Consider the following 25,838-nt stretch of genomic DNA (forward strand, 5'->3'; position numbering starts at 1 on the left):
CCACCCTGGCATGCGCGGCATAATCCCGCCATGAGTGACGAGGCCCCCACCCCCGCCGCCTCCAACGACGAAGAGGTCGCCATCGGCCACGCCGTCGACCGGCTCGCGGAACGATTCCCGACGGTCCCCCGGGACCGCATCGTCGACCTGGTGCACCAGCGCCACGTCGACTACACCGGCGCGCCCGTGCGCGACTTCATCCCGGTCCTCATCGAGCACGACGTCAAGCGCGAGCTGATCGCGGAGGTCCAGCCGCTGGCGTGAGAGTGGAACGACAGGGCGAGTCTCAGTACTCGCCCTTGATGACGAAGTAGGAGCCGCGGATCGTCCCCGCGAGCTTGGACTTCTGGCGAGCGAACTTGAAGTCGGCGAGCTCCGCCGGGACCTCCATGCCGTCGGACAGTTTGAAGCCGACCGCGCGCTTGCCCGCGTCGTCGATCGTGTTCATGACGTTGATCGACAGGCCGGACTCGTAGAAGACGTAGGCCATCCGGATGCCGTCCACCTCGAACGAGGTGACCTCGAGGGCCGGCGAGGCGATCACGATGCCGCGCTCGTCGGCGAGGATGCGGCTGATCCAGTCGAGCGCCTCCCGCTCCTCGGCGGCCGGCGCGGTGGCGAAGTCGATGTCGTACTTGTTCTTGAAGTAGCGGGACTCGTTCGCGCGCAGCCCGGCGAGGGCCGGCGCGACGGGGCTGGACTCCAGACCCTCCGTTGACACGTTCACGAAATCGACGACCTGGCGCATGCGGCCCTCCTCGCTCGGTTCTGTCCCGAGCCTACTGAATCGGCCGTCCGGGGTCAGGCCCCGCCCGCGGTGACGATGGCGTCGGTCGCGAAGCCGGCGACGATCCCGGCGAAGATGCACCATGCGACCAGCGTCTTCATCCCGGTGCGGCGGGCGACGGCGAGCAGTTCGATGACGACGTACAGGATGGACCCGGCGGCCAGGCCGAGGAACGCGATGGAGACGATGTCGCTGCTGAACGACTGGCCGATGACGGTGCCCAGGAAGGTCGGGCCGCCGCCGATCAGGCCGAGCAGCGCCAGGTAGCCCCAGGACGGGCGCGTCCCGCTCAGCGGGGCGACGATCCCGAAGCCCTCTGTGGCGTTGTGGAGGCCGAAGCCGACGATGAGCAGGATGGCGAAGGCGAGCTCGCCCTGCGCGGCCGCGGTTCCGATCGCGAGGCCCTCGGCGAAGTTGTGGAGGCCGATGCCGATCGCGATGGTGAGCGCGAGGCGGCGGGCGCCGGCGCGCGACTCGACCTCGGTGGCGGCGACGATCGCGACGCCGGTGGCGGTGCCGACGGCGGGCGCGCCGTGCGGGGCGGGCTGGGTGCCGTGGGCCGGGTGCGCTCCGTGGGTTCCGGCGTGCGGGCCGCCGTGGGTCCCGGCGGCGCCGTCCGGCCCCGCGGGAGGCCGGATCGGCGACGCGAGCGCCAGCGCACGCCGCTTCATGTACCGGTCGACGTAGGTGAGGCTGAGCAGCCCGAGGCCGATGCACGCGGCCATCAGCAGCCCCTGCCCGAGCGCCGGGCCGATCTGGTGCGACGACAGCGCCTTGTCCACGGGATCCCACGCCTGCGAGAGCACGTCCCAGAGCAGGAAGATCAGGATTCCAGTGGCGAGCGCGTTCAGCGCGGCTTTCAGTCCGACGGCGTTCGAGCGGAGACGGCCGATCGGGAGGCCGAGGAAGATCGTGAGACCGGCGACGGCGCCGAGTGCGGCGACACCCAAGGGAGACATGAAGATCCTTCGTGGAGGCTGTTGACATCGAACCGGCGGGCTCCGGCCGGATTCGATTGTAAGGTAAGCCTCCCCTTACAAAGAATCAACTGTGAGGAGTCGCAGGAAGGAACGCAAACGCCCCCCTCACTGAAATTCATACGTATAATTCCATTAGGCTAGTGTCGTTGCGATGTCGGTAGTCCGGTGGTGGGGTGGTTCAGTGAGGATTTCTTCGAGTGTCGACGCTGCGCAGGAGGCGATTTCGGGGTTTTCGGGAGTGCGCGTCGAAGCGCCGGGGCAGCCCACGAACACCGGTTCGAGCAACATCGGAAGCCTGGAATCCGGCGCGGCGGTTGCGAACCACCTCTTGATCGCCCTCTCCGGCCTGGTGTCTTCTCTGCAATCACACGCCGAAAGAGTCACCGACCTGGCGCCGGCGCTCGAGCAACGCGATTCACAGGATGCGGGGACCTGGACGTGGGAAGAATGAGCGATCCGAGTGCCAGCATGCGGGCAGAGTTCGACCGGAGGATCAGGACGCTTGAGAGCCGGGTCGATGACGATCTGCAGACGCTCCACCTCCTAGACGAACAGTGGGAGACCTTTCGGCGTGCGATACGTGAGAACGTCGCACGCTTCGAGGAAGCCGGTCACACGGTCGGGACCGACGATCCTCGCGTGCACCACGACCTTGCAGCCCTGAGAGAGGTCGATGCGTACATAAGGAAGCTCGCCGAGGAGCAGAACGAATTGCGGGCGGAGGCATCACGCACCATCCGCGCCGATGGTGAGGATGCGATCGCGCGGCTGAGGAACGAGCAGGGCGGCCTGCCGTGGGATTGATCTATCGTTCGGTTGACTCCAGCAACGTGATCGCTGCGCTCGCGAAGAACCTCGAGCACGGTCAGTCGGTATTGGCGCAGCTTCGCAGTGCGAACATCGCGGCGCTTGGTTCTCTGGATGGCGGGGATCTTTCGGGCAAGGCTTACGCAGCGGCACGAGTGCTGTTCGAGGAGCAGGTGGGGTCGGCGATCGCGGAGCATCAAGAGCTTTTCGACTCCATTCAGCGAGACCTCGATACGTACGTGCGGCAGGATGCAAAGGTCAGCCCGTACGCGGTGCTGCACGAAGACGAGCTCAACGTGCAGTTGCGAGCGAGTCAGGCGATGAAGGCCGAAACCGAGAACCTGATCGAGATCAACACCGCCGTTGCCGGAGCGATTTCTCCGGTGCCCCTGCTCGGCGATTCGCTGCGCATGCTGAATCGTCAACTCGAAATGGTCGTCGACCAGATGGATCGCACGATTCGCGGCCTGGAAGACCGGCTCCTCGCACTACGCGAATTCGACGCGGCCACCGGCGGCATCTTCCAACAGAGTGCGATCGTGTCGGCGGCGTCGGTGTCGATGGTAGCGGCGGCCAAGAAGGTTCAGGGGGGACCGGCCGATGCGGACGGGCACGGCTTCTCGCTCGGTCCGCCCAGGCGACCCAGCATCACATGGGACGAAGACTTCATCTACAACTCTGACACTCCGACGTTTCAAGATCACGCGAACTCCGTGAAGTGGATGGCCATGCTGAGAGGCGCGCAGTTGCTCAGAGCCGGTGACCTCGCCGATGCACTCGCCGCCTACCAGCACTACTGGTCGAATACGGGCGATCCCTTCGTCATCGATTTCCAGAAGGCGTATGGCGACGACCCAGTGATCGCCGGGAACGTCGATGAAGCCATTCGCATTGCACAAATCTCGGCCGACAGTTTCGCCGCTGAGGGCCGAGCGTCCTTCTCCATCACCGGGAGAGCGGGGCCCGCGGGAGGGTACCCGAGCACCGAGGCAGAAAGCCATCGGCGCCTACCAACAGTGGACGAGCGCAGACGTAGCGGTGAGCGGCGACCAGGTCACGATGACCGTGGTTGTTCATGCCGAGGATTACTACAACTTCAACCGGGGGCAGTCAGACATCGCGTCGGGAGAGTCCGACGACGAGAACGGCAGATTCACCGAAGTCGGCTGGGCCCGACCTTTCGAGACGACGGGTGAGGTCGTCCGGACCGTAACGTGGACAGCAGGCGATCTCTCTTCAGCAAAGGCGACTATTCCATCCGAACAACACATCAAACGCTGAAAGCGAGGAGCACAGTGAACACAGGCTTCTCCGGTCATCGGCTGCTGGGAGCGCCGGGCCTCATCTTGGCGCTCCTCCTGAGTGCCTGCACTGCACAGCCCTCGGGCGATGCGAACGAACGAGGAGGACACACCGTGCAATCGGCCCGGAAATCCGGCACCGGAAAGGTGCAGCACACGCTCGAGCCCGTCACCACGAGGTTTCCGCAGCTTGTCACTGCGGAATCAGCGTCGTGGATGTCAGGCACGCTGGGTGATTCTCGCGCGCCTGGACCAAGCACGTACTGGATCGATGCGATCGTCGAGCTTTCGGAAGCGGAGCACGCCGAGATTCTGAGGGCCGTGTCGGCGACGGAGAATCCTCTGCCAGAGGACTTCTCACCGGTGTTGCGGGATGCGATCCCCAGCGGACCATTGCTCACCTCCAGCGAACTGAATGAGCGGTTCTCAGACGGACAGTTTGTGAGCAAGGTCTACCTTGTGGCGGACGGACGTAGCCTGATCCTCAGCACCGTCTTCCGCTAGCGGAGCCCACGGCCTCACTCGTTCCGCGGCACCACGACCATCGGCACCGGCAGCTCCCGCAGCATCGCGGCCGCGGTGGAGCCGAGGAAGAGCCGGCTCGGCTGCGCGAGGCGGCTGGAGCCGACCACGACGATCTCGCCGGGCTCCCAGTCGAGGCGGGACACCGCGTTCTGGATGTTGTCGCCCTTCGCGACCACCGCCGTCGCGACGACGCCCGTCGCCGCGCTGGCCTCCTCCAGCACCGTGGCGGCGTGGTGCTCGCCGATGCTCTGCTTGGGGGCCGCGGCGTCGCCGGGGAGGTCGAGGGCGAGCAGCGAGACCAGCCGGAGCGGGACGCCGGCCGCGACCGAGAGGCGCTCGCCGGTCGCCAGGACGTCCGTCGCGCCGGCGCGGGTGCCGACCATGCTGGTCACACGGGTGAGCTGCGGCGCGTGGTCGCGCCAACCCTCCGGCGCGAGGAGCACGGGGATCGGCGAGGCGTGCAGCAGGGCGCCCGCGACCGAGCCGACGGTGAAGCGGCCCAGGAGGCCGCCGCGCGCGGCGCCGACCACGATCAGCGTCGAGCCGAGCTCCTCCGCCGTGGTGAGCAGGCCCTCGGCGAGCGAGTCGCCGAAGACGACCCGCCCGCTGAAGGCGGCCGACGACGGGACGCGAGTGCGCGCGTCCGCCAGCCAGCCCTCCGCGGTGTCGCGCAGGAGGGCGTCGTACGCCGGGTCGTTCGGCACGTTTCCGCGCCGGGAGGTGTCCGGCATGACCAGGACCACGTCGAGGTCCGCTCCGAAGGAGACTGCCAGCGCGGCGCCGGCGGCGAGGGCGTCCTCTCCGGCCGGTGTCGCCTCGTATCCGACGAGGATGCGCTGAGTGGTGGTCATGGTTTGCTTCTTCCGGCTCGGGTGGTGCGGAGGTTGGGGTGGGCGGCCCGCCGTGTCGTGCGGGCCGCCCGTGCCGCCGGGTCAGGCGGGGATGAGTGTGTACTTCGTGCTCAGGTACTCGTGGATGCCCTCGAGCCCGCCCTCGCGGCCGAGGCCCGACTGCTTGACGCCGCCGAACGGTGCTGCGGCGTTGGAGACGAGGCCGGTGTTGAGGCCCATCATCCCGGTGTCCACCGCGTCGATCATGCGCTGGCCGCGCGCGAGGTCCTGGGTGAACACGTAGCCGACCAGACCGTACTCGGTCTCGTTGGCGCGTGCCACGGCCTCCTCCTCGGTGGAGAACGTCGTGATCGCCAGGATCGGGCCGAAGATCTCCTCGCGGAGGATCTCGCTTCCCGGCTGCACGTCCACGAGCACGGTCGGCTCGAAGAAGAAGCCGTCGCCCTCCGGGGCCTTTCCGCCGCTGAGGACGCGGGCGCCGCGGGAGACCGCGTCGTCCACGAGCGCCGTCATGGAGGCCACCGCGCGGTCGTCGATCAGCGGGCCGATGGTGACGCCCGCCTCGGTGCCGGGGCCGAGCTTCATGGCGTCGACCTTCTCGGTGACGCGGCGGGCGAACTCGCCGGCGACATCCTCGTGGACGATGAAGCGGTTGGCGGCGGTGCAGGCCTGGCCGATGTTGCGGAACTTCGCGAGCATCGCGCCCTCGACCGCCTTGTCCAGATCGGCGTCCTCGAAGACGACGAACGGGGCGTTGCCGCCGAGCTCCATGGAGGTGCGCAGCACGTTCTGACCGGCCTGCGCGAGCAGGGCGCGGCCGACCGGCGTGGAGCCGGTGAACGACAGCTTGCGGAGGCGCGGGTCCGCGATGATCGGGGCCGAGACCGCACCGGAGGTGTTGGTCTGGACGACGTTCACGACACCGGCGGGGACGCCGGCGTCGGCGAGCAGCTGCGCGAGGAACAGCGTGGTCAGCGGGGTCAGCTCGGCCGGCTTGACGACCACGGTGCAGCCCGCGGCGAGAGCCGGAGCGATCTTGCGGGTGGCCATCGCGAGCGGGAAGTTCCACGGCGTGATGAAGAAGCTCGGCCCGACCGGTCGCTGCGAGACGACCATCGTGCCGGTGCCCTCCGGGTTCTGCCCGTAGCGGCCGGCGATGCGCACGGCCTCCTCGGAGAACCAGCGCAGGAACTCGCCGCCGTAGGTGACCTCGCCGTTGGCCTCGGCCAGCGGCTTGCCCATCTCCAGCGTCATGAGCAGTGCGAAGTCGTCGCGGCGCTCCTGCAGCAGGTCGAACGCACGGCGCAGGATCTCGGCGCGCGTGCGCGGCGGGGTGGCGGCCCAGGCGTCCTGCGCGGCCACCGCGGCGTCGAGGGCGCGGATGCCGTCCTCGGGGGTCGCGTTGGCGATGCGCTTGATGACGCGGCCGGTGGCCGGGTCCTGGACCTGGATCTGCGGGCGGGTGCCCTGCTCCCAGACGCCGCCGATGAAGAAGCCGTCGGGGACGCGGGAGAGGAGGTCGGCCTCGGCCGCAGTGAACTCGGTGGTGGTGGTGGTGTCGACGGCGCTCATGCGTTGGCCACCGCCTCCGCGACGACGTCCAGCCCCTCGATGAGGAGGTGGTCGGGGATGCTCAGCGGCGGGAGGAAGCGGATCACGTTGCCGTAGGTGCCGCAGGTGAGCAGCACGACGCCGGCGGCGTGCGCGGCGGCGGCGACCTTGCCGGTGAGCGCGGCGTCCGGCTCGCCGGTCTCGGGGTCCACCAGCTCGATCGCGACCATGGCGCCGCGGCCGCGCACCTCGGCGACGCGCGGGTCGGCGGCGCGGAGGGCGCCGAGCTTCTCGAACAGGATCTCGCCGATGGCGCGGGCGCGCCCGGCCAGGTCCTCCTGCTCGTAGGTCTCGATCGCGGCGAGAGCGGCGACGCAGGCGAGCGGGTTGCCGCCGTAGGTGCCGCCGAGGCCGCCGATCTGCGGCGCGTCCATGATCTCGGCGCGACCGGTGACCGCGGACAGCGGGAGGCCGCCGGCGATGCCCTTGGCGGTGACGATCAGGTCGGGCACGATGTCGAACTGCTCGGAGGCGAACATGGTGCCGGTGCGGGCGAAGCCGGTCTGCACCTCGTCGGCGATGAAGACGACGCCGTTCTCGTTCGCCCAGGTCTGGAGCGCGGGGAGGAAGCCGTCGGCCGGGACGATGAAGCCGCCCTCGCCCTGGATGGGCTCGATGATGACGGCGGCCAGGTTGGACGCGCCGATCTGCTTCTCGATCATCGTGATGGCACGCTTGGCCGCCTCGGCGCCGCTGAGGCCGCCGTCGCGCAGCGGGTAGCTGAGCGGGGCGCGGTAGATCTCGGGCGCGAACGGGCCGAAGCCGTTCTTGTACGGCTGGTTCTTGGCGGTGAGGCCCATCGTGAGGTTCGTGCGGCCGTGATAGGCGTGGTCGAACGCGACGACGGCCTGCTTGCCCGTGTAGTGGCGGGCGATCTTGACCGCGTTCTCGACGGCCTCCGCACCGGAGTTGAACAGGGCGCTGCGCTTGACGTGGTCGCCCGGCGTGAGGCGGTTGAGGGCCTCGGCGACGTCCACGTAGGAGTCGTACGGCGCGACGGTGAAGCAGGTGTGCGTGAAGGCGGCGACCTGGGCGGTCACGGCCTCGACGATGCGCGGGGCGGCGTTGCCCACACCCGTGACGGCGATGCCGGAGCCGAAGTCGATCAGGGAGTTGCCGTCGACGTCGACGAGCACACCCCCGCCCGCTGCGACGGTGTACACGGGGATGGTGGCGCCGACGCCGGCCGCGACGGCCTGCGCCTTGCGCTCGGCGCGCTTGCGCGACTCGGGGCCGGGGATGGGGGTGACGAGCCGGCGCTCCTGCGGGAGCGAGGGTCCGCCGACGAGAGTTGCGGAGGCGGGGGAAACGATGGTCATGGCGGCATCGTAGGGAGCCGGACGTGACCTGCGCCTGGACGGCCCGTACAATTCGAGCGTCAGGAATCGACATCCTGGCAGATGGAGTGCTTCCGATGCCCGCGACCCTCGCCCAACTGCTCGCCCGGCCCGAGCTCGGCCTCCGCCTGCTCACCGCGGGCGAGGTCGGTGAGCTCGACACCCCGCTGTCGTGGGCGCACAGCTCCGACCTCCCCGATCCGACGCCGTTCCTGTCGCCTGGCCAGGTGCTGCTCGTGACGGGGACGCCGGAAGATGTCGACCCGTACGTGTCCCGGCTGGTGGAGCACGGGATCGCCGGGCTGGGATTCGGCACGGAGGTGCTGCGCGACACCCCGGAGCCGCTGGTCGAGGCGTGCACGCGGCACGGCCTCCCGCTGTTCGAGGTGCCGTACCGGACGCCGTTCATCGCGGTCGCGCGGTTCGTCGCCGACCGGGTCGCCGCGGACGCGTACGCGCGCAACACCTGGGCGCTGCGAGCCTCCCGCGCGATCTCGCTGGCGGCGCTTCGGCCGGACGCGCTCGGCGCGGTGCTCGCAGAGCTGGCGCGCCAGATCGACCGGCCGGTCGCGCTGATCGGGGCGGACGGGACGCTCGACAGGCTCGCGCCCGCCGGAGCCCTGGACGCGGCCGCGCGGGCGGTGCTGACCGGAGCGGCCGAGCCCCTGCTGCGCAGCCGGCGCCGTGCGGCGGGGACGGCCGTGACGGACGCCGGGCCGTTCTCGCTGCAGACCCTGGGCGCGGCCGGCCGGCTGCGCGGCGTGCTCGCGATCGGGTCGGAGGGGCTCGACCAGGCGGCGCAGCAGGTGGTGACCGGTGTCGTCGCGCTCGCCGGGCTGGCGCTGGAGCAGAGCCGGGCGACCGACGCGGCGCGGGCGCGGCTCCGCACCGCGGTGTGGCGGGCGCTGCTGGCCGGGGATGCGGCGCTGGCGGAGGCGGTGGCGGAGCCCGTGCTCGGGGCGCTGCCGGACCAGCCGGCACGGGTGACGGTGCTGCACGGAGCGGCGGGCGCCGCGGCGGCGGACTGGTTGGAGGCGGGAGGCGACGCGTTCTTCGCCCGCGACGGGCAGGATCTGGTGGTGCTCGGCGCTTCCCCTGACGCGATCGTGGAGCTGGCGGACCGCTTCGAGCTGCGCGGCGGCTCGTCCGCGCCGGTGACGTTCGCGGCGCTCGCGTCGGGTGTGACCCAGGCCGGAGTGGCGGCGCGCCGGTCGACACGGGAGGACCGGGTGCCGTCGTTCGACGACGTGGCGGCGGCGGGGATGCTCGCGCTGCTGCAGACGCCGGACGCGCGCGCGGTGGCCGCGACAGCGCTGGCGCCGCTGGCGGAGGCGGACCCGGCGCTGCCGGGCATCCTCCGCACCTGGCTGGACGCCGACGGGGTCTACGACGTGGCGGCGCGGCGACTCGGGATGCACCGGCACACGCTGCGTGCGCGGGTCGCGGACGCGGAACGGCTGCTCGGGCGCGACCTCGGCGGGTTCGCGGCGCGGGCTGACCTGTATGCGGCGCTGCGGGCGGCAGAGTAGCGCCTAGCGGTCGACCGGCACCAGAGCGTCCGGAGCCAGCGCATCCGGGGCCAGCACGGCGTCGGTGGCGACGGTCGAGGCCGCGCGGAGGCGGGTCACGATGAGTGCGCCGGCAGCCGCGGCCGCTGCGATGAAGAACAGCGCCGCGATCGCCAGGTCGACCCACTGGCGGCGGGTGAAGCCCATGTGGTGCCCGACGGCCACTGTCGCGAGGCCGTGGTCGACGGCCGGGGTGGTCAGGGCGCCGAGCGCGACCGCCGCCACGACGAACGCGAACCCGAACAACGACCAACCGACACTGCGCATGTTCCCATTCAAACCCACGGGATGCGTCGGGCAACCCCGCCGTGCCGATCGTTACCGGTCGTTCAGGTAACGGCCGTCGCGCGGCGTCAGCGCAGCGCCAGGTCGCAGATCCGCCGGCAGAGCTCGCCGTAGCCGATCCCGACGGCCGCCGCCGACTGCGGGAGGAGGCTGGTCGCGGTGAGGCCGGGCAGCGAGTTGACCTCGATCGTCCAGAGCACGCCGTCGCGGTCGAGGCGGAAGTCGGTGCGGCTGTAGCCGGAGAGGCGGAGCGCCCTGTGGGCGGTGAGCGCCGCCGCCCTGGCCTCCGCCGCGATCTCGGCGGGGACATCCGCGGGGAACGTCTCCGACACCGCGCCTGGCTGGTACTTGTCGCCGTAAGTGAACGCGCCGTCGGGGTCGACCGCGATCTCCCCCACGGCGAGCGCCTCGTCGCCGAGCACGCCGACGGTCAGCTCGCGGCCGGGCACGAAGCGCTCCAGAAGCACCTGCCCGAACACGGCGGCGCGGTCGACCGCTGCCTCCAGTTCGTCGGGGTCGCGCACGATGCTCAGCCCCACCGTGGAGCCCTGCGCGTTCGGCTTCACGACGACCGGAAGGCCGAGCTCCGCGGCCGCGGCGCCGGGCTCCAGCGGGTCGAGGAACCAGTCCGGCGTGCGCACCCCGGCCTGGAGGAGGACGCGCTTGGTGAGCTCCTTGTCCATCGCGAGCCCGCTGCCGAGCGGCCCGGACCCGGTGTACGGGATTCCGGCCAGCTGCAACAGGGCCTGCAGTTCGCCGTTCTCACCCGACCCGCCGTGCAGGGCGAGGAAGACCAGGTCGACGCCCGCGACCTCCGCGGGCAGCCGGAGCGCGCTCCCGGCGCCGGCCAGCCGCGCCAGCGCCGTCGACTCGGGCGGGGCGACGCCGACCGCCCCGGTCAGGACGCCCGCCTCGGCCGCCGCGTCGAGGGCGCCGGAGGCCGTGTCGACGGCCAGCACCTCGTGGCCGAGCCCGCGGAGCGCGCGCACCACCGGCGCCGCGCTCGCGATCGAGACATCCCGCTCCTCGGAGGAGCCGCCGAACAGCACTGCGATCCGCATCCCGCCACGGTACCCCGGGCCGGCCGCGGCCGGGTCACCCCTCGCGGGTGATGGAGACCGAGACGAACAGCTCGGAGCCGGCCGCGCCCGAGTACACGCCGCGCAGGGGCGCCACATCCGCGTAGTCGCGGCCGTGGCCGACCCGCACGTGCCGGTCGCCGATCGCGATGCCGTTCGTCGGGTCGTAGCCGTGCCAGCCGCCGCAGAACCACTCGACCCAGGCGTGCGACTCGCCGACCACCGTCTCCCCGACCGCCGCGTCGGCCTTCGGGTGCAGATAGCCGGACACGTACCGGGCGGGGATGCCGGCCGAGCGCAAGGCCCCGAGCGCGACGTGCGCGATGTCCTGGCAGACGCCGCTGCGCGACTCCCACGCCTCCTGCGCCGTGGTGCGCACGCCGGTGACGCCGCTCTCGTAGCTCATCGCCGCGCCCACCGCGACCGCGATCGCGCTCGCGGCGGAGCACGGACCGTCCGCCGCGGAAGCCGCCGACGCCGCCAGCGCGACCAGCGACGCGGGAGGCTCGGTGAGCGGCGTCTGCCGGAGCTGCTGCGCGCACTCGCCCGATCGCGCGACGGCGGCGTTCAGCGCCTCCCAGCCGAGCGGGTCCGGCGCGTGCTCCGGGTCCAGGACCTCCACCAGGCTGGTCGCCGTGATCGTCAGCTCGCGGTGCGCGTTCAGCACGTCGAAGGCCAGAACGCGCGTGCCCCAGTAGTCGGTGTACTGGTGGTGCGACGACACCGGCTGCACGTCGACCGCGCTGTGCAGCACCAGCTGCCGCTCGCCGGACACCGGCAGCATCCGCGCCTCGTTGTAGGAGGCCGACACCTCCGCGCCGTACCGGTAACCGGTCGAGTGGGTCACCCGCAGCCGCTTCATCCGCGCTCCCCCGTCCAGCTCGGCGCCGTGCTCTCCGGGAAGTAGCGCCGGGTGATCGCGGACGTCGCCGCGCTGGTCGCCTCCTGGATCGCCGCCATGTGCGCCGGGAGGTCGTCGAGCACCTCCGCGACCGGCCGGAACTCCAGCTCGCTCTGCACCTGGCCGAGCAGGCGCGCGCCCCGGTCGGATACCCCCGCGCGCTCGTGCCGCGGCTCGATGTCGCGCAGGCTCGCCACGGCGCACGTGATCGCGTAGAGGATCGACCGCGGGAACAGCCGGTCGTGCAGCAGGAACTCGGCGGCGTTCCGGGCGGAGGGCACGCCGCGGTAGGTGCGCAGGTAGGCCTCGTAGGCCCCGCAGGAGCGCAGGATGGTCGTCCAGCTCGGGCCGCTGGCCTCCGTGAGCGAGCGGGTCGCGAGCAGCCGGGCGGTCATGTCCGCGCGCTCCAGGCTGCGGCCCAGCGTGAAGAAGTGCCAGGCCTCGTCGCGGCTCGCGCCGGAGTCCATGATCCCGACGGCGAGCGCCGTACGATCGCGCACCCAGGTGAAGAACTCGTGCACCTTGTCGCTGGTCACCCGCCGTGGCACCCGCGCGGCCGTGGTGTTCAGGCACTCCCACAGCTCGGTCGAGACGATCTCCCTGGCGCGCCGCGCGTTCTCCCGCGCGGCGGCGAGCGAGTAGGCGATGGAGGCCGGAGTGCCGCGGTCGACGGCGAGGAGGCGCAGGACGTCCTCGCGCGCGAGCGGACCGGGGACGGCGGCGGAGCCCATCACGCCGAGCAGCGACCGGCAGGCGGTGTCCTCGTCGATCCACGGGTCCTCCAGCAGCAGCTGGAGGTGGACGTCGAGGATGCGCGCGGTGCCGTCGCTGCGCTCGACGTAGCGGCCGATCCAGAACAGGGACGAGGCGATCCGGCTCAGCATCGCGGAGCCTCGTCCCGGTCGGACGCCGCCAACTGCTGCTGCTGTTGCTGCTGGTCGGTGCGCGGGGCGTCCTCCCGCGAGTGGTCGGGGGCGGGCAGCGGCGGCGCTGCGGCCTGGTCCGCGACGAGGCCCGAGACGTTCCTCTGCTCCACCCGCTCTGCCGGCCCGTCCGGCAGCCCCACCACCCAGGTGTCCTTCGAGCCGCCGCCCTGGCTGCTGTTGACGACGAGCTGGCCCTCCGCGAGCGCCACCCGGGTCAGGCCTCCCGGCAGCACCCACACGTCCCGCCCGTCGTTCACGGCGAACGGCCGCAGGTCGACGTGCCGCGGCCGCATCCCGTCGTCCACGAGCGTCGGGATGGTGGAGAGCTGCACCACCGGCTGCGCGATCCAGCCGCGCGGGTCCGCGACCAGCTGCGCGCGCAGCCGGGCCAGCTCCTTGCGGTCGGCGTCCGGCCCGATCACGAGCCCCTTCCCGCCCGAGCCGTCGACCGGTTTGACCACCAGCTCGTCCAGCCGGTCGAGCACCTCGGCGAGCGCGTCTGGCTCCTCCAGGCGCCAGGTGTCGACGTTCGGGAGGATCGGGTCCTCGGCCAGGTAGTAGCGGATCAGGTCCGGGAGGTAGGTGTAGACGAGCTTGTCGTCGGCGACGCCGTTGCCGACCGCGTTGGCGATCGTCACGGTGCCGAGCCGGGCGGCCAGCATCAGCCCGGGCGTGCCGAGCACCGAGTCGACCCGGAACTGCAGCGGGTCGAGGAAGTCGTCGTCGATGCGGCGGTAGATCACGTCGACGCGCTGCGGGCCCGAGGTGGTGCGCATCCACACCGTGCCGCCGGAGCAGAACAGGTCGCGGCCCTCCACCAGCTCCACCCCCATCAGCCGGGCGAGGAGGGTGTGCTCGAAGTACGCGGAGTTGTAGACGCCCGGGGTGAGGACCACCACGTTCGGGTTCTCCATGCCGCCCGGCGCGCTCGCCTTCAGCGCCTGCAGCAGCCGGTACGGGTAGTCGCCGACCGGGCGCACGCGCATCGAAGTGAAGAGCTCGGGGAGGGTCTGCGCCATCACCCGGCGGTTGGAGATGACGTACGAGACGCCGCTCGGCACCCGGACGTTGTCCTCCAGCACCCGCCAGCCGCCCCGCTCGTCGCGGATCAGGTCGATGCCGGAGACGTGGACGCGCACTCCGTTCGCGCTCTCCACGCCGGCCGCGGCGCGGTGGAAGTGCGCCGACGAGGTGATCAGGCCGGCCGGGATGACGCCGTCGCGGACCGCGTTCTGCGCGCCGTAGACGTCGCTGAGGAAGGCCTCCAGCGCCCGGACCCGCTGCTTGACCCCGCTCTCGATCGGCGCCCACTCGGACTGCTCGATCACCCGCGGGACCGCGTCGAGCGGGAACGGCCGCTCCTCGCCCGCGAAGTCGAACGTGACGCCCTGTGCGAGGTAGGAGCTGGCCAGCGCGTCAGTGCGGCCGCGGAGCTCCTCCTGGGTCAGCGCGGCCAGCGCCGCGAACAGTTCGCGGTAGGCGGGGCGGGTGCGTTCGGCGGTGGCGCCGCGGGAATCGGAGAACATCTCGTCGAACGGCGCGGTGCGGCCGCGCCGGCGCCGCACGGCCTGCGTGCCGTACCCGCCGAACAGATCGCCCATGGCAGGACGTTAGCGAGCGCCGGTTACCCGCAGATTTCGCCACGTTTCGCCCACATCACAACCCGCGCGGTCCCGGGCGATCCGGTTTTGCCGCCAGAATGGGCGGATGAGCATTCCGATCTCCGGCACCCACTTCGGCCTCACCGCGGGCGACTACCACGCGACCATCGCGTCCGTCGGCGCCTCCCTGCGCACGCTGGAGTTCGACGGACGGCCCCTCGTCGTGCCGTTCAGCGCCGACGAGGTGCGGCCGGCGTTCCGGGGCGCGACCCTGGCGCCGTGGCCGAACCGGGTCGTGGACGGCCGGTACACCTTCGACGGGACCGAGCAGCAGCTCCCGCTCACCGAGCCTGCCCGAGGCCACGCTCTGCACGGCCTCGCCACCTGGCTCGATTTCACCGCCATCGACCGCTCCGCCAGCAGCGTGACTCTGTCCGCGACCATCGAGGCGCAGGACGGCTACCCGCATCGCGTGGAGGTCGCGGTCGCGTTCGTGCTGGACGAGGACGGCCTGCACACCACCGTCACCGGAACCAACACGGGCACGTCGCCCGCGCCGTGGGGCACGGGGCCGCACCCGTACCTGGTGGCGGGCGACGGCCGCGTGGACGACTGGACGCTCGCCCTCCCGGCCGACCGCGTGCTCACGGTGACCGAGGACCGGCTGATCCCGGTCGGCCTCTCCGACGTGCAGGGCGGCCCCTTCGACTTCCGCGCGGCACGCCCGATCGCCGACACGTTCATCGACCACGCCTTCACGGGACTCCGCCGCGACGCCGACGGCACCGCGACGGTCGCTCTGACCACCACGGAGGGCACCGGCGTCGCGATGACGTGGGACGCGGCGTGCCCGTGGGTGCAGGTGCACACCGCGGACCGCGACATCCCCGAGCTGAACCGCCTCGGGCTCGCCGTCGAGCCCATGACGTGCCCGCCCGACGCGTACAACTCGGGCACGGACCTGATCGTGCTGGAGCCCGGGGAGTCGGCCGCGGCGGGATGGACGATCCGGGCGCTCTAACCGGCGGAGACGGCAGGCTCCTCGATCGCGCGCGGAGAGCGCAGTCCCTGGACGAGGAAGAGGACGCCGGTCAGCAGCATGACGAGCGGGATGGCGACCAGCCCCGCGCCCCAGACGCCGATCGCGGCGGGAAGCGGTATCCGGCTCGCCACCATCACGAGGATGGTCAGTACGGCGAGCGCAGGGAACGCCCAGCGCGCGAGCCCGGTGACGACGCCCGCCCGGACGACGAGGACCGCGACGACGGCCAGGGCGAGCACGTGCACGATCTGGAACACGGCGAGGAGGACGCCCGCCAGTGCGAGCACCGGCGTGGAGACGCCGATCGTGACGGCCGGCAGCGGGACATAGCCGGCCGTCAGAGTGGTGGTCAGGGCCAAGACGACGAAGACGGTCCGCGCGCTCCGGGAGGCACCGGCGACACCGGTCTCACCACGGACGCCGAAGGCCAGCAGAACGTACGCGATCAGCAGCAGCGCGGCGGACGCCGTCCCGAAGAACGGCGACTCGAGGGTGTACAGCCACGACGTTCCCGGCGGCGGCAGGAGGAAGAACGCTTCCCCGAGAGTCGGCACGACCGCCGACACGGCAAGCGCCGCGCCGCCCCAGCTCAGCGTCGCGCGTGATACTCCCGCCGGTCGGCTCGTCATCGACACCTCATCGCAGCGACTCTGCCCGCTCACGCCCGATTCCGCAAGCGCCAGCACATTCTTCCGCCCGACCCGGAGTGCCCTCCCGGGCGATTCACCTGGAAACGGGCGATGCCCCCAGCGGAACCCGACCCGACCGGGGGCATCGAATGGCTGCACTAGGAGCAGCGTGGCGTCATGACGGAGGCAAGTACCCGTTCAAGCGTTCCGTCCACCACCGAGCCACCGGATGCTTCACGGTGCTCGTGTTTAGACGATACATGCTCCATGAGAGATTTCACAGCTTCCGCGATGCTATGCATGCATTTGCGGAATGTCCCGGCGGCCGGGGCGCGCATCCCACGACGGTGCGCGTCCCGGCCGGCCGGAGTGGTGCGCGCGGCCATCCACGACTGGCCGCGCGCGGTCTGAGGGGCTGCGGACAGCCCGCCGGCTAGCCCGCCGGCTGGAGGGCTGCGACGATCGCCGCCGCGGTCTCGCGGCCGACGCGGATCGCGCCGTCCACGTGCTGGTAGCCCTTGCCCGCCATGTCGCTGCAGGAGAAGTGGATCGGACCGACCGGCGTGCGCAGGTCCGCGCCGTAGCGCGCCAGGCCGCCCATGTCGAAGCTCGCCGCGTAGGCGCCGCGGGTCCACTCCTCGCTGCCCCAGTCGCTCTCGTAGTACACGACGGGGCTCAGCGCCTGCACGCCGTAGTAGTGCGACAGCGACTCGAGGATGCGCGCCTTGCGCTCCTCCGGGCTCAGCCGGAACACATCGTCCGCCGACTCGTCGGAGACGAAGCCGACCAGGGTGCCGCGCGGGTCGCCGTCGTAGCTGTTGTCGTACGCCTCGTGCACGAGCTCGTACGGGCTGAAGGCGGTGCCGCTGTAACCGAGGTCGCGCCAGAACGGCGTCTCGTAGACGGCGTGCACCTTGATGACGAAGCCCATCGAGAGGTGCTGGTGCAGCTGCTGCTGGCGGCGCGGCAGCGGGGGGTCGTAGGAGATCCGGCTGATCAGGACCGGGGGCACGGCCAGGATCGCGAAGCGGGCGTGCACCTGGAGGTCGTCGGTGATCGCGGTGACCCCGGAGCCGGTGCCCTCGGCGTCCCAGCGCAGGGTGCGCACCGGGGAGTCCAGGTGGACGTCGTCGCCCAGCCGCTCGGCGAGCAGCAGCGGCACCTGCTGGAGGCCGCCCTTCACCCGCTTGTCGAGGATGAAGTCGGCGTCCACCAGGTTGCTGAAGCTGCCGGCGCTGGCGGCCATGAGCAGGGCCTGCAGCGCGGAGAAGGCGTGCGCGGGCTTGGTGAGCATGGCGCCGGCGATGAACATGCCGATGTTGAGGCGGGCCTCTTCGTCGTCGGTCTGGGTCTCCAGCCAGCGGCGGAACGAGATCTCGTCCAGCTCCTTGGCCTGCGGGTGCTCCCACGGCCGGTCGGGGTCGATCTCGGCGACGAGCGCGTCCAGGCGCTCGATCAGGCCGACGATCTCCTGCTCGGTCGCCGGGGCGACCGGGAAGATCTCGCCCTCGAACGTGCGGCGGGCGCCGTTCTCGCCGAGGTAGATGTTGATGCCCTGGCGGTAGCGGGAGTAGGTCTCCAGCCCCAGCTCTTCCAGGGTTCCGATCAGCGCGTCCTGGTCGGGCGAGACCCACTGGCCGCCGATCTCCAGGGTGGCGCCGTCGATGTCGTTCGTCCAGAGCCGGCCGCCCACGCGGTCGCGGGCCTCCAGCACGGCGACGCTCAGGCCGGCCTTCTTCAGTTCCGTCGCGGCCGTGAGGCCGGAGGCTCCAGCGCCGACGATGACGACGTCACGTTCGATGCTGTTCATGGCTATCACTCCTCCATCGGGGTTCACGAGGATGCTAGGCGGGCACGCCACCCAGAATCGTGTACACGGTGTCGAAGTGACGGGTCACTCCTCGACGACGTGTACGTTCTGTTCGGCGCGCGCCTCCGCCGCCGCCGCGCCGGTAACTCGCAGGTAGACGATGAGCCAGCTGAAGACCAGGACCCCGGCGACGAGCTCCGCGGCGGTCAGCACGTAGTAGCCCACGACGAAGAGCACCAGGACCGCGACGATCGTGGCGAAGAAGACATAGCCGAGCACGAAGAACGAGGCCGGCGCGGTCGGAAGCGCTGCGCGCACCCAGAACACGACGAGCGCGAAGACGAGGACCATCCCGACGGCGGAGACGTTGTGGAGCAGGATCGAGATGTTCAGCGTGAAGATGCCGACACAGGCGAGCAGCACGCCGATCAGGATCAGCCCGACCCGCACGCGCAGCACGGCCGACCGCTGCTTCGGGTCGACGACGCCGCGTGCGTCGGTCGCGTACCGGGCGATCGCGGTCACGATGACGCCCGTCACGATCAGCGTGAGGTTGAAGGTGAGCGACGACACGCTCTGGGACATCCCCAGCGCACTGAGGTGCTTCATCCACCAGTGCGGATCGGGCGCGCTCAGCATCGAGGCGAGGATGCCGACCACGGCGAACGCGGCCAGCACGGTGGAGAGCCGCATCAGATCCATCCCGGCGGCCGACAGGAACACGGCGTAGGCGGTCACGCCGGTCGCCGCACCCGCCAGGACGGTCGCCGAGAGGAAGTAGACGGTGGCGTCCTGGAAGCCGTTCGCGAGCACGGCGCCCAGCACGAGCCAGCCGAGCAGAGCGAGGATGCCGTGGGCCAGCGCGATCGCCACGGTGTCGAAGATGTCGACGCCCGTCGCCCGGTGCGGCTGCCCGCCGGAGCCGGCAGGCAGCTGGAACGGTGTGAGCCCCTGCCGCCGCCAGAGCCGCCCGACGAGGTAGGCGAGGAACGCGATCACCCCGGCCGCGATCGCGACGAACTGGCCCACCGAGTCCGGGCCGGCGATCGGGAGGCTATGCCCCCAGAACACGATGAGCGCCACGACCCCGGCGAGCACGAACGTCGCGGCGCCCACGACGATCGCGGCCCCCTCCACGGTGAGCCGCGCCGGCGCGCTCAGCCCGCCGAACGTCGGCCGGACCCGATCCTTGGTGCTCATGACGACCACCTTCCGCACTCCCGCGCGACCAGGCCGGTCGACGTCGCGCACAATGTAACTCCGCGCGCCCCGACTCGGCTATACGCGCGTCAGCGCAGCAGCCCGAGCCTGCGGGCCGCGCTCACGGCCGCGGTGCGCGAGCCGACGTCGAGCTTCGTGAAGATGTGCACGAGGTGCGACTTCACCGTGGCCTCCGTGATGTGGAGGCGACCCGCGATATCGGTGTTCGACGCGCCGGCGGCGACCAGTTCCAGCACCTCCAGCTCGCGCGCAGAGAGGCTGGTCAGCGGCGCGCGCATCCGGGCCATGAGCCGGCCGGCGATCACCGGGGCGAGCGCGCTCTCCCCGGCCGCGGCGGCGCGCACGGCGGCGACCAGCTCGTCGGGCGGGGCGTCCTTCAGCAGGTAGCCGCTCGCGCCGGCCTCGATGGCGTTGAGGATGTCGGCGTCGGTGTCGTAGTTGGTCAGGACGAGCACGTGCGGCGGGTCGTCCAGCGCGCGGATGCGCCGGGTGGCCTCGGCGCCGCGCGGGCCGTCGGCGAACTGGAGGTCCATGAGCACCAGGTCCGGTGCGAGCTCCTCGGCGAGGCGGACGGCGTCGTCGGCGGTGGCGGCCTCCCGGATCACCTCCAGGTCGTCCTCGGCGTCCAGCAGGGCTCGGACGCCCGCGCGAACGACCGGGTGGTCGTCGGCGATGACGATGCGGATCATGCGACGCCTCCGTCCGCCCGAGCGGGCACGGTCACGGTCAGCCGGGTGCCGCGCCCTGGCGCGCTGTCGACGTCGAGCGTCCCGTCCAGCTGGGCGACGCGCTCGGCGATCGCGCGGAGGCCGAACGAGTCCGCGCCGCCCGGGCCGGCCGCGACCGCTCCCGGATCGAAGCCCACGCCGTCGTCCGCGACGACCAGCACGGTCGAGTCCCCGTCCTTCCGCACCGTGAGCGTCGCCCGGTCGGCGCGCGCGTGCTTCCGGACGTTCGCGATCGCGCCCTGGGCGATCCGCAGCAGGGCGGTCTGCAGGTCCATCGGCAGGTCGAGCGACGGGGGCGTCTCGACCTCGACGCGGAGGCCGCCCGGCGTCGACTGCGCCTCCCCCAGCCGCCGCAGCGCCTCGCCCAGACCGGCGTCGAGCGCCGGCGGGGTCAGCTCGCGGATGAAAGCCCGGGTCTCGGCCAGGCTGTCGGCGGCGGTGTCCCGCGCCAGGCGGACGTGCTCGATGCCCGGGCGGTCCGGGTCGGCGCGCTCCGCCGCGTGCAGCAGCAGCTGGATGCTGGAGAGACCCTGCGCGACGGTGTCGTGGATCTCGCGGGCGAGCCGGGCGCGCTCGGCGAGCGCACCTTGCTCGCGCTCCGTCTCGGCGAGGCGGTCGCGGGTGGAGAGCAGTTCGGCGAGCAGCGCCTCCCGCTCGGCGGCCTCCTGGGCCAGGGCGCGATAGCCGAGGCCGAGCAGGATGGCGACGCCCGCGCCGATCAGCGGCCCGATGACGGCGCCCACCGAGAAGCCCTGGTGGAGGCCGAGGGCGAGGATCGCGATCGCGGTCGTGACGACGACGGCGACCGGGCCGAGCCACCGCGGGAGCAGGTGGAGCAGGAGGAAGAACAGCGGGAAGGCCAGGTAGGCGGCCTCCGGCACGAGGATCACGAGGCCGACCCAGACGAGCGCCAGCACGGTCACCCAGACGGTCGCCGCGAGCCGGCGCCACCCCTCCGGAACCCTCCGCACGAACGCGCTCGAGACGTACACGGCGGCGAACACGACGACCAGCGCCAGCCCGGCCGCGGCGGCGGGAGGCGGCAGCGCGGGGAGCCGCACGAGCACCAGGACGAGCAGTCCGGCGATGAGCACGTGCAGCCCGACGCGCAGCCCGACGAAGACCGGGGTGAGGGCACTGTGGGACATGACACGCCCAGCCTACGAAGAGCGCACCGGCGCCGTCATCAATGGAAAGTCGGAGAGGAGGTTCGACCGCATCGACGATGTGGCGCGCGGGCGTCGCGGGAAGGCTGGAGGGACCAGGGCGGAACCGCTCCGCCCCGCAGAAAGGACTCCTCGTGTTCGTCGCCTGGCGCGACCTCCGGCACGCCCGCGGCCGGTTCATCCTGATCGGCGGCGTCGTCGCCCTCATCACCGTGCTGGTGGGCTTCCTCGCCGGCCTGACCGGCGGCCTCGCCGCTCAGAACGTCTCCGCCGTGCTCGACCTGCCCGGCGACCGGCTCGTGCTCCAGAAGCCGGCGGACGGGAGCGCGAGCTTCAGCGAGTCGTCGCTGCCCGCGTCGGCCGTCGCGGCGTGGCAGCAGGCCGACGGTGTCCGGGACGCCGTCCCCGTCGGGATCGCTCAGACGCGCGCGATGCAGGACGGCACGTCCACAGGAGTCGCGCTGTTCGGGCTCCCCGCCGACGCCGGCGACACCGCGCTCACCCGCCTCGCGCCGTCCGACGACGCCGAGGTCGGCCTGTCCGCCGGCGCCGCGAAGGAACTGCACGCGTCGGTCGGCGACACCGTCGCCATCCTCGGGGCCGACTTCCGGGTCGCGACCGTCGGCGGCGACGCCTGGTACAGCCACACGCCGGTGATCGCGCTGACCCCGGATGCGTGGGCGGCGGCCGACAAGCGGATGGGCGGCGACGGGAGGGCGACCGTCCTCGCCGTGTCGGGCAGTCCGGACTGGGACGCCGTCGCGAACCGCACAGGGACCTCCGCGCAGCCCGCCCTGCTCAGCCTGACCGCGCTGGAGACGTTCAAGAGCGAGATCGGCTCGCTCGGCCTCATGGTCGCCATGCTGTTCGGGATCTCCGCCCTGGTGGTCGGCGCGTTCTTCACGGTGTGGACGATGCAGCGCTCGGGCGACATCGCCGTGCTCAAGGCGCTCGGCGCCACGCAGCGCTCGCTCGTGGCCGACGCGCTCGGGCAGGCGCTCGTCGTGCTCGTCGCCGGGATCGGGGCCGGCATGCTCGTCGTGCTCGGTCTCGGAGCCCTCGCCTCCGGCGCGCTGCCGTTCCTGGTCGCGCCGCTCACGACCGTCGTCCCCGCCGTCGCGATGACCCTGCTGGGTCTCGCCGGCGCGGCCGTCGCCCTCCGCACCGTCACCACCGCCGACCCCCTCACCGCACTCGGGAGCAACCGATGATCACCCTCGACGACGTCACCCTCACCTTCCCCGACGGATCGTCCCGCGTCACCGCGGTCGACCACGTCACCCTGCACGGCCGCGCCGGAGTGGTCACCGGGATCACCGGGCCGTCCGGCTCGGGCAAGTCCAGCATCCTCGCTCTCGCCGCCACGCTCATCCGCCCCGACTCGGGCAGCGTGCTGATCGGCGGGGAGGACGCGGCGGCGCTGACGGCGGACGAGGCGACGAGCCTGCGCCGCGAGCGCATCGGGATCGTGTTCCAGCAGTCCAACCTGCTGGCCTCGCTCACTGCGCGCGAACAACTCCAGGTCATGGGCGAGCTCGGCGGATCGCAGCGCCGGAGCGCCAGGACGCGCGTGCGCGAGCGTGCCGACGGACTGCTCGACGCGGTCGGCCTGAGCGCCCACGCGGACAAGCGCCCGGCGCAGCTGTCGGGAGGCCAGCGCCAGCGCGTCGCCCTCGCCCGGGCGCTCGTCCGCAGCCCGCAGGTGCTGCTCGTGGACGAGCCGACGAGCGCGCTCGACCAGGAGAGCGGCGCGGCCGTGATGGACCTGATCGCCCGGCTCACGCACGAGCGCGGGACCGCCACGCTGCTCGTGACGCACGACCTCGTGCACTCGCCCGCGCTGGACGAGCTGGTCACCGTCGTGGATGGCCGGGTCGTCGGGGTCCCGGAGCCTGTTTAGCCTCGTCGTCTAAACTGCGTGACCGTGCAGGTGGAGGCGTGAGCGAGACCAAGGGACGGCACTCGGCCGACCCGAACGCCGTGCCGGTCCGCCGCAGGCGCCGGCGGTCACGAGCGAACGGCGGGATCGTCGTCGGGGCGCTCACCCTGAGCGTCGGTCTCGGGCTCACGCTGTTCGCGTCCGGCCCGCACGTCGACGTGCTCGCCCTGCTGAGCACGCCGCACCAGAGCGTCCACGTTCCGGCGGAGCCTCCCACGCGGACCGGCACCTCGTCGCGGCCGAGTCCGGATCCGGTGCCCGCTCCTGCGGCGACGATCGTCCGGCCGGACCCCGCGGTCGCCGTGCCGCCGGTGGATGCCGGAAGTCCGGCGCCGACCGCGCCGCAACCCGCCACGGGGGCTCAGGCGCCGGCGCCCGCTCCCGCGCAGCCGTCCACGCCCGGGAAGAGCGGCTCGGCTCCGGGGCACACCAAGTCACCGCATCCGTGAGCCAGGGCCGCGCCGGCCGGCCACGAGGTCATCGCCCAGCGCGTCGACCGGCCCCACGATGACCGACTCCAGCCGGCGCACCACGTCGAGGTAGTCGCCCGTCCAGATGATCCGGACGGCGCGCGCGACGATGTGGCCGGAGCCGTCGCCGAGGTCGTCCGCGACGACATCCGCCAGCCGGTCCCGGTCCTCCGGGTCCGCCGGCACGGGCGCGGGCAGCGGCTCGCGCGCCACGAGGCTCGTCGCGAGCTGCTCGTACCAGCCGTCCAGCCGCTCGACGGAGTCTCCCAGCGACCGGCGGGCGCCCTCGGGCTCGTCGCCCGCGGCCTCCTGCCTGCGCCAGAGGTCGAGGATGGCGTCGCTCGCCAGCCGCACCCCGGCGACGCCGCCGACCGACGCCGAGACCTCGGCGAGCGGCCGCTGCTTGCTGCCGCGCTCGCCCAGGTAGGTGCGGAACGCGTCGTCCAGCCGGCGCGCGGCCGCCGCGGCCCGGAGCGCCTGCTGCCGCGGCTCGGGATGCTCGGCCGCCGCGTTCGCGTCGCAGCGCCCGAGACCGAAGGCGACGGTCGCTCCGAGATAGCGCACGCTCTCCCGGTAGGCCTCCGCCAGCGCCTGCCGCAGCGACGCCGCCGCGCCGCGCGGCCAGAACAGCAGCCCGACGACCAGGCTGACCGCGCAGCCGAGCGCGATGTCCTCGATGCGGATCAGGCCGACGGTCCAGCCGGACGGCGCGATCAGGTTGAACAGCAGCACCAGCAGGATGGTGAAGGCGGCCTGCCCCGCGGCGAACGAGATCGCGGCCGGCGCGATGCCGGCCACCAGGATGGCGATCGGGAGCAGCACCCAGATCACGACGCGGTTGTCGCCGATCGCGAGCATCGCCAGGGCGCCGAGCAGCACGCCGACGGCGGTGCCGACCACGCCGCGCACCACGGTCTGGCCGGTGCTCAGGGCGTTGGAGCGGAGCACGGAGAGAGTGCCGAGCACGACCCAGAAGGAGTGCTGCACGCCGGTGAGGTTGGCGAGCAGCACGGCGAGCCCGAGCGCGATCGCACCGCGGATGCTGTTGCGCAGCCACACCGAGTTCCAGCCGATGAAGCCGCTCGCGCGCTCCGCCGCCGCGGCGACCGGGCCGGCCAGGTCGCCGGGCTGTCGCCCCAGGAGGCGCTGCCACCAGCTGCGGCGCTCCGCCCGCGCGGTGAGCGCGATGTTCCCGGCCACGGTCTCCACCGCCTGGGCGAGCTCCTGCGCTCGGAAGCCAGGGTCGAGCGCGGTCACCACCTCGGCGGCGCCGCGCCGTCCGCCATCCGGGTCGGGTCCGGCGGGGAGGGCCATGGTGGCCGCTTCGACTCCCGTACGGGCCTCCACCAGCAGGGTGAGAGCGGTGTCCAGCGCTGCCGGGTCGCCGCCGTGCTGCGCGAGCAGGGTGGCGCCCTCCTCCAGCACCGCAGCGGAAGTGCTCTTCACCTCGAACGCCGCGACGTGCACCGGACCGGGGGTGGCCGCGGTGATCTTGACGTGGTCGAACTGCGCGATCACCGAGTTCAGCCAGTTCAGCTCGTCGACCAGCCGCACGATGGTCCGTGCCGACGTGCTGAGGCCGGTCGGCCGGTAGGGCGTGCGGAGGAACGCCGTGTGAAGCGCGTCGACCGCTGCGTCGGCCTCCGCGATGGCCCGGTCACGCTCGGCGGCGAGATCGGGGCTGCCCGCGCGGAGCATCGCCGCGGCCTCTGCGCGCAGGCGAGCCGCGAGTGCCCGGCAGGCGTCCACCGCGGGTGCGCGCAACGGCTCCCGTGCGGGCGCGGGCCAGAGCGCGACGATCGCGACCACGGCGACGACCGATGCGATCCCCCAGCCGAGCAGGCGCGGGCCGATGGCGGCGACCGTCCCGGGAAGCGTGACCGGCAGGATGAACGCGAGAAGCAGCGAGGTGCTGGCCGACGCCGTGACGGAGCTCACCGAGCCGGCGAACAGCACGGCGAAGGCGACGACGGCCATGGCGACGGCGGAGAGCCAGACCGGCCGCGACGCGAGGGTCCCGAGGCAGACGAGCACGGCGCCCGCCAGCGCGAGCGCGAGCTGGGCCTGGACCCGGTCGACCAGCGGCCCGCTGAAGTCGACGAGCAGCAGCATCGCGAACGAGCCGAACGCCGCGAAGGTCGCGACCTGCCCGTCGTGGAGGACGATGCTGCCGAACGCGAACAGCAGCGGCATGACGATCGCGGCACGTCCGGCACGGCGCAGCGCCGCGAAATCGGGGTCGTGGCGCTTCAGCCAGTTCGCCGCACGCATCCG

26 protein-coding genes are annotated in these 25,838 nt (G+C 72.1%); 10 read left to right on the forward strand and 16 right to left on the reverse strand.

Annotation, left to right across the window (positions count from 1 at the left end; translation table 11 throughout):
- Positions 1 to 30: 30 nt before the first annotated feature.
- Positions 31 to 264, forward strand: coding sequence for a three-helix bundle dimerization domain-containing protein (locus F1C12_RS10260; RefSeq protein WP_185278626.1), 234 nt, complete (start codon positions 31 to 33; stop codon positions 262 to 264).
- A gap of 22 nt (positions 265 to 286) precedes the next feature.
- Here F1C12_RS10260 and F1C12_RS10265 read toward each other — a convergent pair whose 3' ends face one another.
- Both F1C12_RS10265 and F1C12_RS10270 read right to left on the reverse strand, forming a co-directional pair.
- Positions 287 to 748, reverse strand: a complete 462-nt coding sequence (locus F1C12_RS10265; protein WP_185278627.1) for a phage tail protein — start codon at positions 746 to 748, stop codon at positions 287 to 289.
- A 53-nt stretch (positions 749 to 801) separates the two neighbouring features.
- Positions 802 to 1,746 carry a ZIP family metal transporter gene (locus tag F1C12_RS10270; RefSeq protein ID WP_185278628.1) on the reverse strand — a complete coding sequence of 315 codons (945 nt, stop codon included), beginning with the start codon at positions 1,744 to 1,746 and terminating at the stop codon, positions 802 to 804.
- Between the two features lie 172 nt (positions 1,747 to 1,918).
- Between F1C12_RS10270 and F1C12_RS10275 the strand changes: the two genes are divergently transcribed.
- From F1C12_RS10275 to F1C12_RS10290, 4 genes are all read left to right on the forward strand, one after another.
- Positions 1,919 to 2,218 (forward strand): hypothetical protein, encoded by a 300-nt coding sequence (locus F1C12_RS10275; RefSeq protein WP_185278629.1) that lies wholly within the window; start codon positions 1,919 to 1,921, stop codon positions 2,216 to 2,218.
- Positions 2,215 to 2,571: a hypothetical protein gene (locus tag F1C12_RS10280; RefSeq protein ID WP_185278630.1), complete on the forward strand. Its 357-nt coding sequence runs from the start codon at positions 2,215 to 2,217 to the stop codon at positions 2,569 to 2,571. Before F1C12_RS10275 ends, F1C12_RS10280 begins: the two co-directional genes overlap by 4 nt.
- Positions 2,562 to 3,770 (forward strand): hypothetical protein, encoded by a 1,209-nt coding sequence (locus F1C12_RS10285; RefSeq protein WP_185278631.1) that lies wholly within the window; start codon positions 2,562 to 2,564, stop codon positions 3,768 to 3,770. The genes F1C12_RS10280 and F1C12_RS10285 overlap by 10 nt, the downstream gene beginning before the upstream one ends.
- Before the next feature lie 99 nt (positions 3,771 to 3,869).
- A complete protein-coding gene (locus F1C12_RS10290) occupies positions 3,870 to 4,379 on the forward strand; it encodes a hypothetical protein (RefSeq protein ID WP_185278632.1) in 510 nt (169 codons plus the stop codon).
- A 14-nt stretch (positions 4,380 to 4,393) separates the two neighbouring features.
- Here the strand turns inward: F1C12_RS10290 and F1C12_RS10295 are convergent, their stop codons facing one another.
- The 3 genes from F1C12_RS10295 to gabT form a co-directional block, all read right to left on the reverse strand.
- Positions 4,394 to 5,251 (reverse strand): universal stress protein, encoded by an 858-nt coding sequence (locus F1C12_RS10295; protein WP_185278633.1) that lies wholly within the window; start codon positions 5,249 to 5,251, stop codon positions 4,394 to 4,396.
- Between the two features lie 81 nt (positions 5,252 to 5,332).
- Positions 5,333 to 6,823 (reverse strand): NAD-dependent succinate-semialdehyde dehydrogenase, encoded by a 1,491-nt coding sequence (locus F1C12_RS10300; RefSeq protein ID WP_185278634.1) that lies wholly within the window; start codon positions 6,821 to 6,823, stop codon positions 5,333 to 5,335.
- Entirely contained in the window at positions 6,820 to 8,181 is a 1,362-nt protein-coding gene (gabT, locus tag F1C12_RS10305) for a 4-aminobutyrate--2-oxoglutarate transaminase (RefSeq protein ID WP_185278635.1), read from the reverse strand. Before gabT ends, F1C12_RS10300 begins: the two co-directional genes overlap by 4 nt.
- A gap of 95 nt (positions 8,182 to 8,276) precedes the next feature.
- On the opposite strand from gabT, the gene F1C12_RS10310 reads away from it, so the two are divergent.
- On the forward strand, positions 8,277 to 9,728 hold the full coding sequence (locus tag F1C12_RS10310; protein ID WP_185278636.1) for a PucR family transcriptional regulator: 1,452 nt from the start codon (positions 8,277 to 8,279) through the stop codon (positions 9,726 to 9,728).
- Positions 9,729 to 9,731: 3 nt separating this feature from the next.
- Here the strand turns inward: F1C12_RS10310 and F1C12_RS10315 are convergent, their stop codons facing one another.
- From F1C12_RS10315 to F1C12_RS10335, 5 genes are all read right to left on the reverse strand, one after another.
- A complete protein-coding gene (locus F1C12_RS10315) occupies positions 9,732 to 10,034 on the reverse strand; it encodes a hypothetical protein (RefSeq protein ID WP_185278637.1) in 303 nt (100 codons plus the stop codon).
- A gap of 86 nt (positions 10,035 to 10,120) precedes the next feature.
- The gene (locus F1C12_RS10320) at positions 10,121 to 11,113 is read right to left on the reverse strand and encodes a D-alanine--D-alanine ligase family protein (RefSeq protein WP_185278638.1); all 993 of its coding nucleotides are present in this window, start codon (positions 11,111 to 11,113) and stop codon (positions 10,121 to 10,123) included.
- 34 nt (positions 11,114 to 11,147) lie between these two features.
- Positions 11,148 to 11,993: a transglutaminase family protein gene (locus tag F1C12_RS10325; protein WP_185278639.1), complete on the reverse strand. Its 846-nt coding sequence runs from the start codon at positions 11,991 to 11,993 to the stop codon at positions 11,148 to 11,150.
- The gene (locus F1C12_RS10330; RefSeq protein ID WP_185278640.1) at positions 11,990 to 12,916 is read right to left on the reverse strand and encodes an alpha-E domain-containing protein; all 927 of its coding nucleotides are present in this window, start codon (positions 12,914 to 12,916) and stop codon (positions 11,990 to 11,992) included. The genes F1C12_RS10325 and F1C12_RS10330 overlap by 4 nt, the downstream gene beginning before the upstream one ends.
- Positions 12,910 to 14,559: a circularly permuted type 2 ATP-grasp protein gene (locus F1C12_RS10335; protein ID WP_185278641.1), complete on the reverse strand. Its 1,650-nt coding sequence runs from the start codon at positions 14,557 to 14,559 to the stop codon at positions 12,910 to 12,912. Before F1C12_RS10335 ends, F1C12_RS10330 begins: the two co-directional genes overlap by 7 nt.
- Positions 14,560 to 14,665: 106 nt before the next feature.
- Between F1C12_RS10335 and F1C12_RS10340 the strand changes: the two genes are divergently transcribed.
- On the forward strand, positions 14,666 to 15,580 hold the full coding sequence (locus tag F1C12_RS10340) for an aldose 1-epimerase family protein (protein ID WP_185278642.1): 915 nt from the start codon (positions 14,666 to 14,668) through the stop codon (positions 15,578 to 15,580).
- On the opposite strand, the gene F1C12_RS10345 is transcribed toward F1C12_RS10340, so the two are convergent.
- From F1C12_RS10345 to F1C12_RS10365, 5 genes are all read right to left on the reverse strand, one after another.
- Positions 15,577 to 16,230 carry a hypothetical protein gene (locus F1C12_RS10345; protein ID WP_185278643.1) on the reverse strand — a complete coding sequence of 218 codons (654 nt, stop codon included), beginning with the start codon at positions 16,228 to 16,230 and terminating at the stop codon, positions 15,577 to 15,579. The genes F1C12_RS10340 and F1C12_RS10345 overlap by 4 nt on opposite strands.
- Before the next feature lie 433 nt (positions 16,231 to 16,663).
- Complete coding sequence (locus F1C12_RS10350) at positions 16,664 to 18,040, reverse strand: flavin monoamine oxidase family protein (RefSeq protein ID WP_185278644.1); 1,377 nt, start codon at positions 18,038 to 18,040, stop codon at positions 16,664 to 16,666.
- 84 nt (positions 18,041 to 18,124) lie between these two features.
- Positions 18,125 to 19,240: a hypothetical protein gene (locus tag F1C12_RS10355; protein WP_258046216.1), complete on the reverse strand. Its 1,116-nt coding sequence runs from the start codon at positions 19,238 to 19,240 to the stop codon at positions 18,125 to 18,127.
- Positions 19,241 to 19,329: 89 nt separating this feature from the next.
- Entirely contained in the window at positions 19,330 to 19,950 is a 621-nt protein-coding gene (locus F1C12_RS10360) for a response regulator (RefSeq protein WP_185278645.1), read from the reverse strand.
- A complete protein-coding gene (locus F1C12_RS10365; RefSeq protein ID WP_185278646.1) occupies positions 19,947 to 21,137 on the reverse strand; it encodes a sensor histidine kinase in 1,191 nt (396 codons plus the stop codon). The genes F1C12_RS10360 and F1C12_RS10365 overlap by 4 nt, the downstream gene beginning before the upstream one ends.
- 152 nt (positions 21,138 to 21,289) lie before the next feature.
- On the opposite strand from F1C12_RS10365, the gene F1C12_RS10370 reads away from it, so the two are divergent.
- Genes F1C12_RS10370 through F1C12_RS10380 form a run of 3 tightly spaced genes read left to right on the forward strand, consistent with a single transcriptional unit; the run spans position 21,290 to position 23,543 of the window.
- A complete protein-coding gene (locus F1C12_RS10370; protein WP_185278647.1) occupies positions 21,290 to 22,366 on the forward strand; it encodes an ABC transporter permease in 1,077 nt (358 codons plus the stop codon).
- Positions 22,363 to 23,055, forward strand: a complete 693-nt coding sequence (locus F1C12_RS10375; protein WP_185278648.1) for an ABC transporter ATP-binding protein — start codon at positions 22,363 to 22,365, stop codon at positions 23,053 to 23,055. Before F1C12_RS10370 ends, F1C12_RS10375 begins: the two co-directional genes overlap by 4 nt.
- A 38-nt stretch (positions 23,056 to 23,093) precedes the next feature.
- Positions 23,094 to 23,543: a hypothetical protein gene (locus F1C12_RS10380; RefSeq protein WP_185278649.1), complete on the forward strand. Its 450-nt coding sequence runs from the start codon at positions 23,094 to 23,096 to the stop codon at positions 23,541 to 23,543.
- Here the strand turns inward: F1C12_RS10380 and F1C12_RS10385 are convergent.
- Positions 23,529 to 25,835, reverse strand: coding sequence for an FUSC family protein (locus F1C12_RS10385; RefSeq protein ID WP_185278650.1), 2,307 nt, complete (start codon positions 25,833 to 25,835; stop codon positions 23,529 to 23,531). The two genes, F1C12_RS10380 and F1C12_RS10385, sit on opposite strands and share 15 nt — an antisense overlap.
- Positions 25,836 to 25,838: the final 3 nt, after the last annotated feature.

This window comes from Leifsonia shinshuensis (assembly GCF_014217625.1).
GTDB lineage: Bacteria > Actinomycetota > Actinomycetes > Actinomycetales > Microbacteriaceae > Leifsonia > Leifsonia shinshuensis_A.

What these genes read in the sequence shown, in the direction of transcription:
- F1C12_RS10375 (WP_185278648.1), top strand. Translation starts at nt 22,363, where the DNA reads ATGATCACCCTCGACGACGTCACCCTCACCTTCCCCGACGGATCGTCC.
- F1C12_RS10265 (WP_185278627.1), bottom strand. Translation starts at nt 748, where the DNA reads ATGCGCCAGGTCGTCGATTTCGTGAACGTGTCAACGGAGGGTCTGGAG.
- F1C12_RS10310 (WP_185278636.1), top strand. Translation starts at nt 8,277, where the DNA reads ATGCCCGCGACCCTCGCCCAACTGCTCGCCCGGCCCGAGCTCGGCCTC.
- F1C12_RS10260 (WP_185278626.1), top strand. Translation starts at nt 31, where the DNA reads ATGAGTGACGAGGCCCCCACCCCCGCCGCCTCCAACGACGAAGAGGTC.
- gabT (WP_185278635.1), bottom strand. Translation starts at nt 8,181, where the DNA reads ATGACCATCGTTTCCCCCGCCTCCGCAACTCTCGTCGGCGGACCCTCG.
- F1C12_RS10385 (WP_185278650.1), bottom strand. Translation starts at nt 25,835, where the DNA reads ATGCGTGCGGCGAACTGGCTGAAGCGCCACGACCCCGATTTCGCGGCG.
- F1C12_RS10325 (WP_185278639.1), bottom strand. Translation starts at nt 11,993, where the DNA reads ATGAAGCGGCTGCGGGTGACCCACTCGACCGGTTACCGGTACGGCGCG.
- F1C12_RS10300 (WP_185278634.1), bottom strand. Translation starts at nt 6,823, where the DNA reads ATGAGCGCCGTCGACACCACCACCACCACCGAGTTCACTGCGGCCGAG.
- F1C12_RS10360 (WP_185278645.1), bottom strand. Translation starts at nt 19,950, where the DNA reads ATGATCCGCATCGTCATCGCCGACGACCACCCGGTCGTTCGCGCGGGC.
- F1C12_RS10365 (WP_185278646.1), bottom strand. Translation starts at nt 21,137, where the DNA reads ATGTCCCACAGTGCCCTCACCCCGGTCTTCGTCGGGCTGCGCGTCGGG.
- F1C12_RS10355 (WP_258046216.1), bottom strand. Translation starts at nt 19,240, where the DNA reads ATGAGCACCAAGGATCGGGTCCGGCCGACGTTCGGCGGGCTGAGCGCG.
- F1C12_RS10335 (WP_185278641.1), bottom strand. Translation starts at nt 14,559, where the DNA reads ATGGGCGATCTGTTCGGCGGGTACGGCACGCAGGCCGTGCGGCGCCGG.
- F1C12_RS10340 (WP_185278642.1), top strand. Translation starts at nt 14,666, where the DNA reads ATGAGCATTCCGATCTCCGGCACCCACTTCGGCCTCACCGCGGGCGAC.
- F1C12_RS10295 (WP_185278633.1), bottom strand. Translation starts at nt 5,251, where the DNA reads ATGACCACCACTCAGCGCATCCTCGTCGGATACGAGGCGACACCGGCC.
- F1C12_RS10275 (WP_185278629.1), top strand. Translation starts at nt 1,919, where the DNA reads ATGTCGGTAGTCCGGTGGTGGGGTGGTTCAGTGAGGATTTCTTCGAGT.
- F1C12_RS10270 (WP_185278628.1), bottom strand. Translation starts at nt 1,746, where the DNA reads ATGTCTCCCTTGGGTGTCGCCGCACTCGGCGCCGTCGCCGGTCTCACG.
- F1C12_RS10345 (WP_185278643.1), bottom strand. Translation starts at nt 16,230, where the DNA reads ATGACGAGCCGACCGGCGGGAGTATCACGCGCGACGCTGAGCTGGGGC.
- F1C12_RS10350 (WP_185278644.1), bottom strand. Translation starts at nt 18,040, where the DNA reads ATGAACAGCATCGAACGTGACGTCGTCATCGTCGGCGCTGGAGCCTCC.
- F1C12_RS10330 (WP_185278640.1), bottom strand. Translation starts at nt 12,916, where the DNA reads ATGCTGAGCCGGATCGCCTCGTCCCTGTTCTGGATCGGCCGCTACGTC.
- F1C12_RS10320 (WP_185278638.1), bottom strand. Translation starts at nt 11,113, where the DNA reads ATGCGGATCGCAGTGCTGTTCGGCGGCTCCTCCGAGGAGCGGGATGTC.
- F1C12_RS10280 (WP_185278630.1), top strand. Translation starts at nt 2,215, where the DNA reads ATGAGCGATCCGAGTGCCAGCATGCGGGCAGAGTTCGACCGGAGGATC.
- F1C12_RS10315 (WP_185278637.1), bottom strand. Translation starts at nt 10,034, where the DNA reads ATGCGCAGTGTCGGTTGGTCGTTGTTCGGGTTCGCGTTCGTCGTGGCG.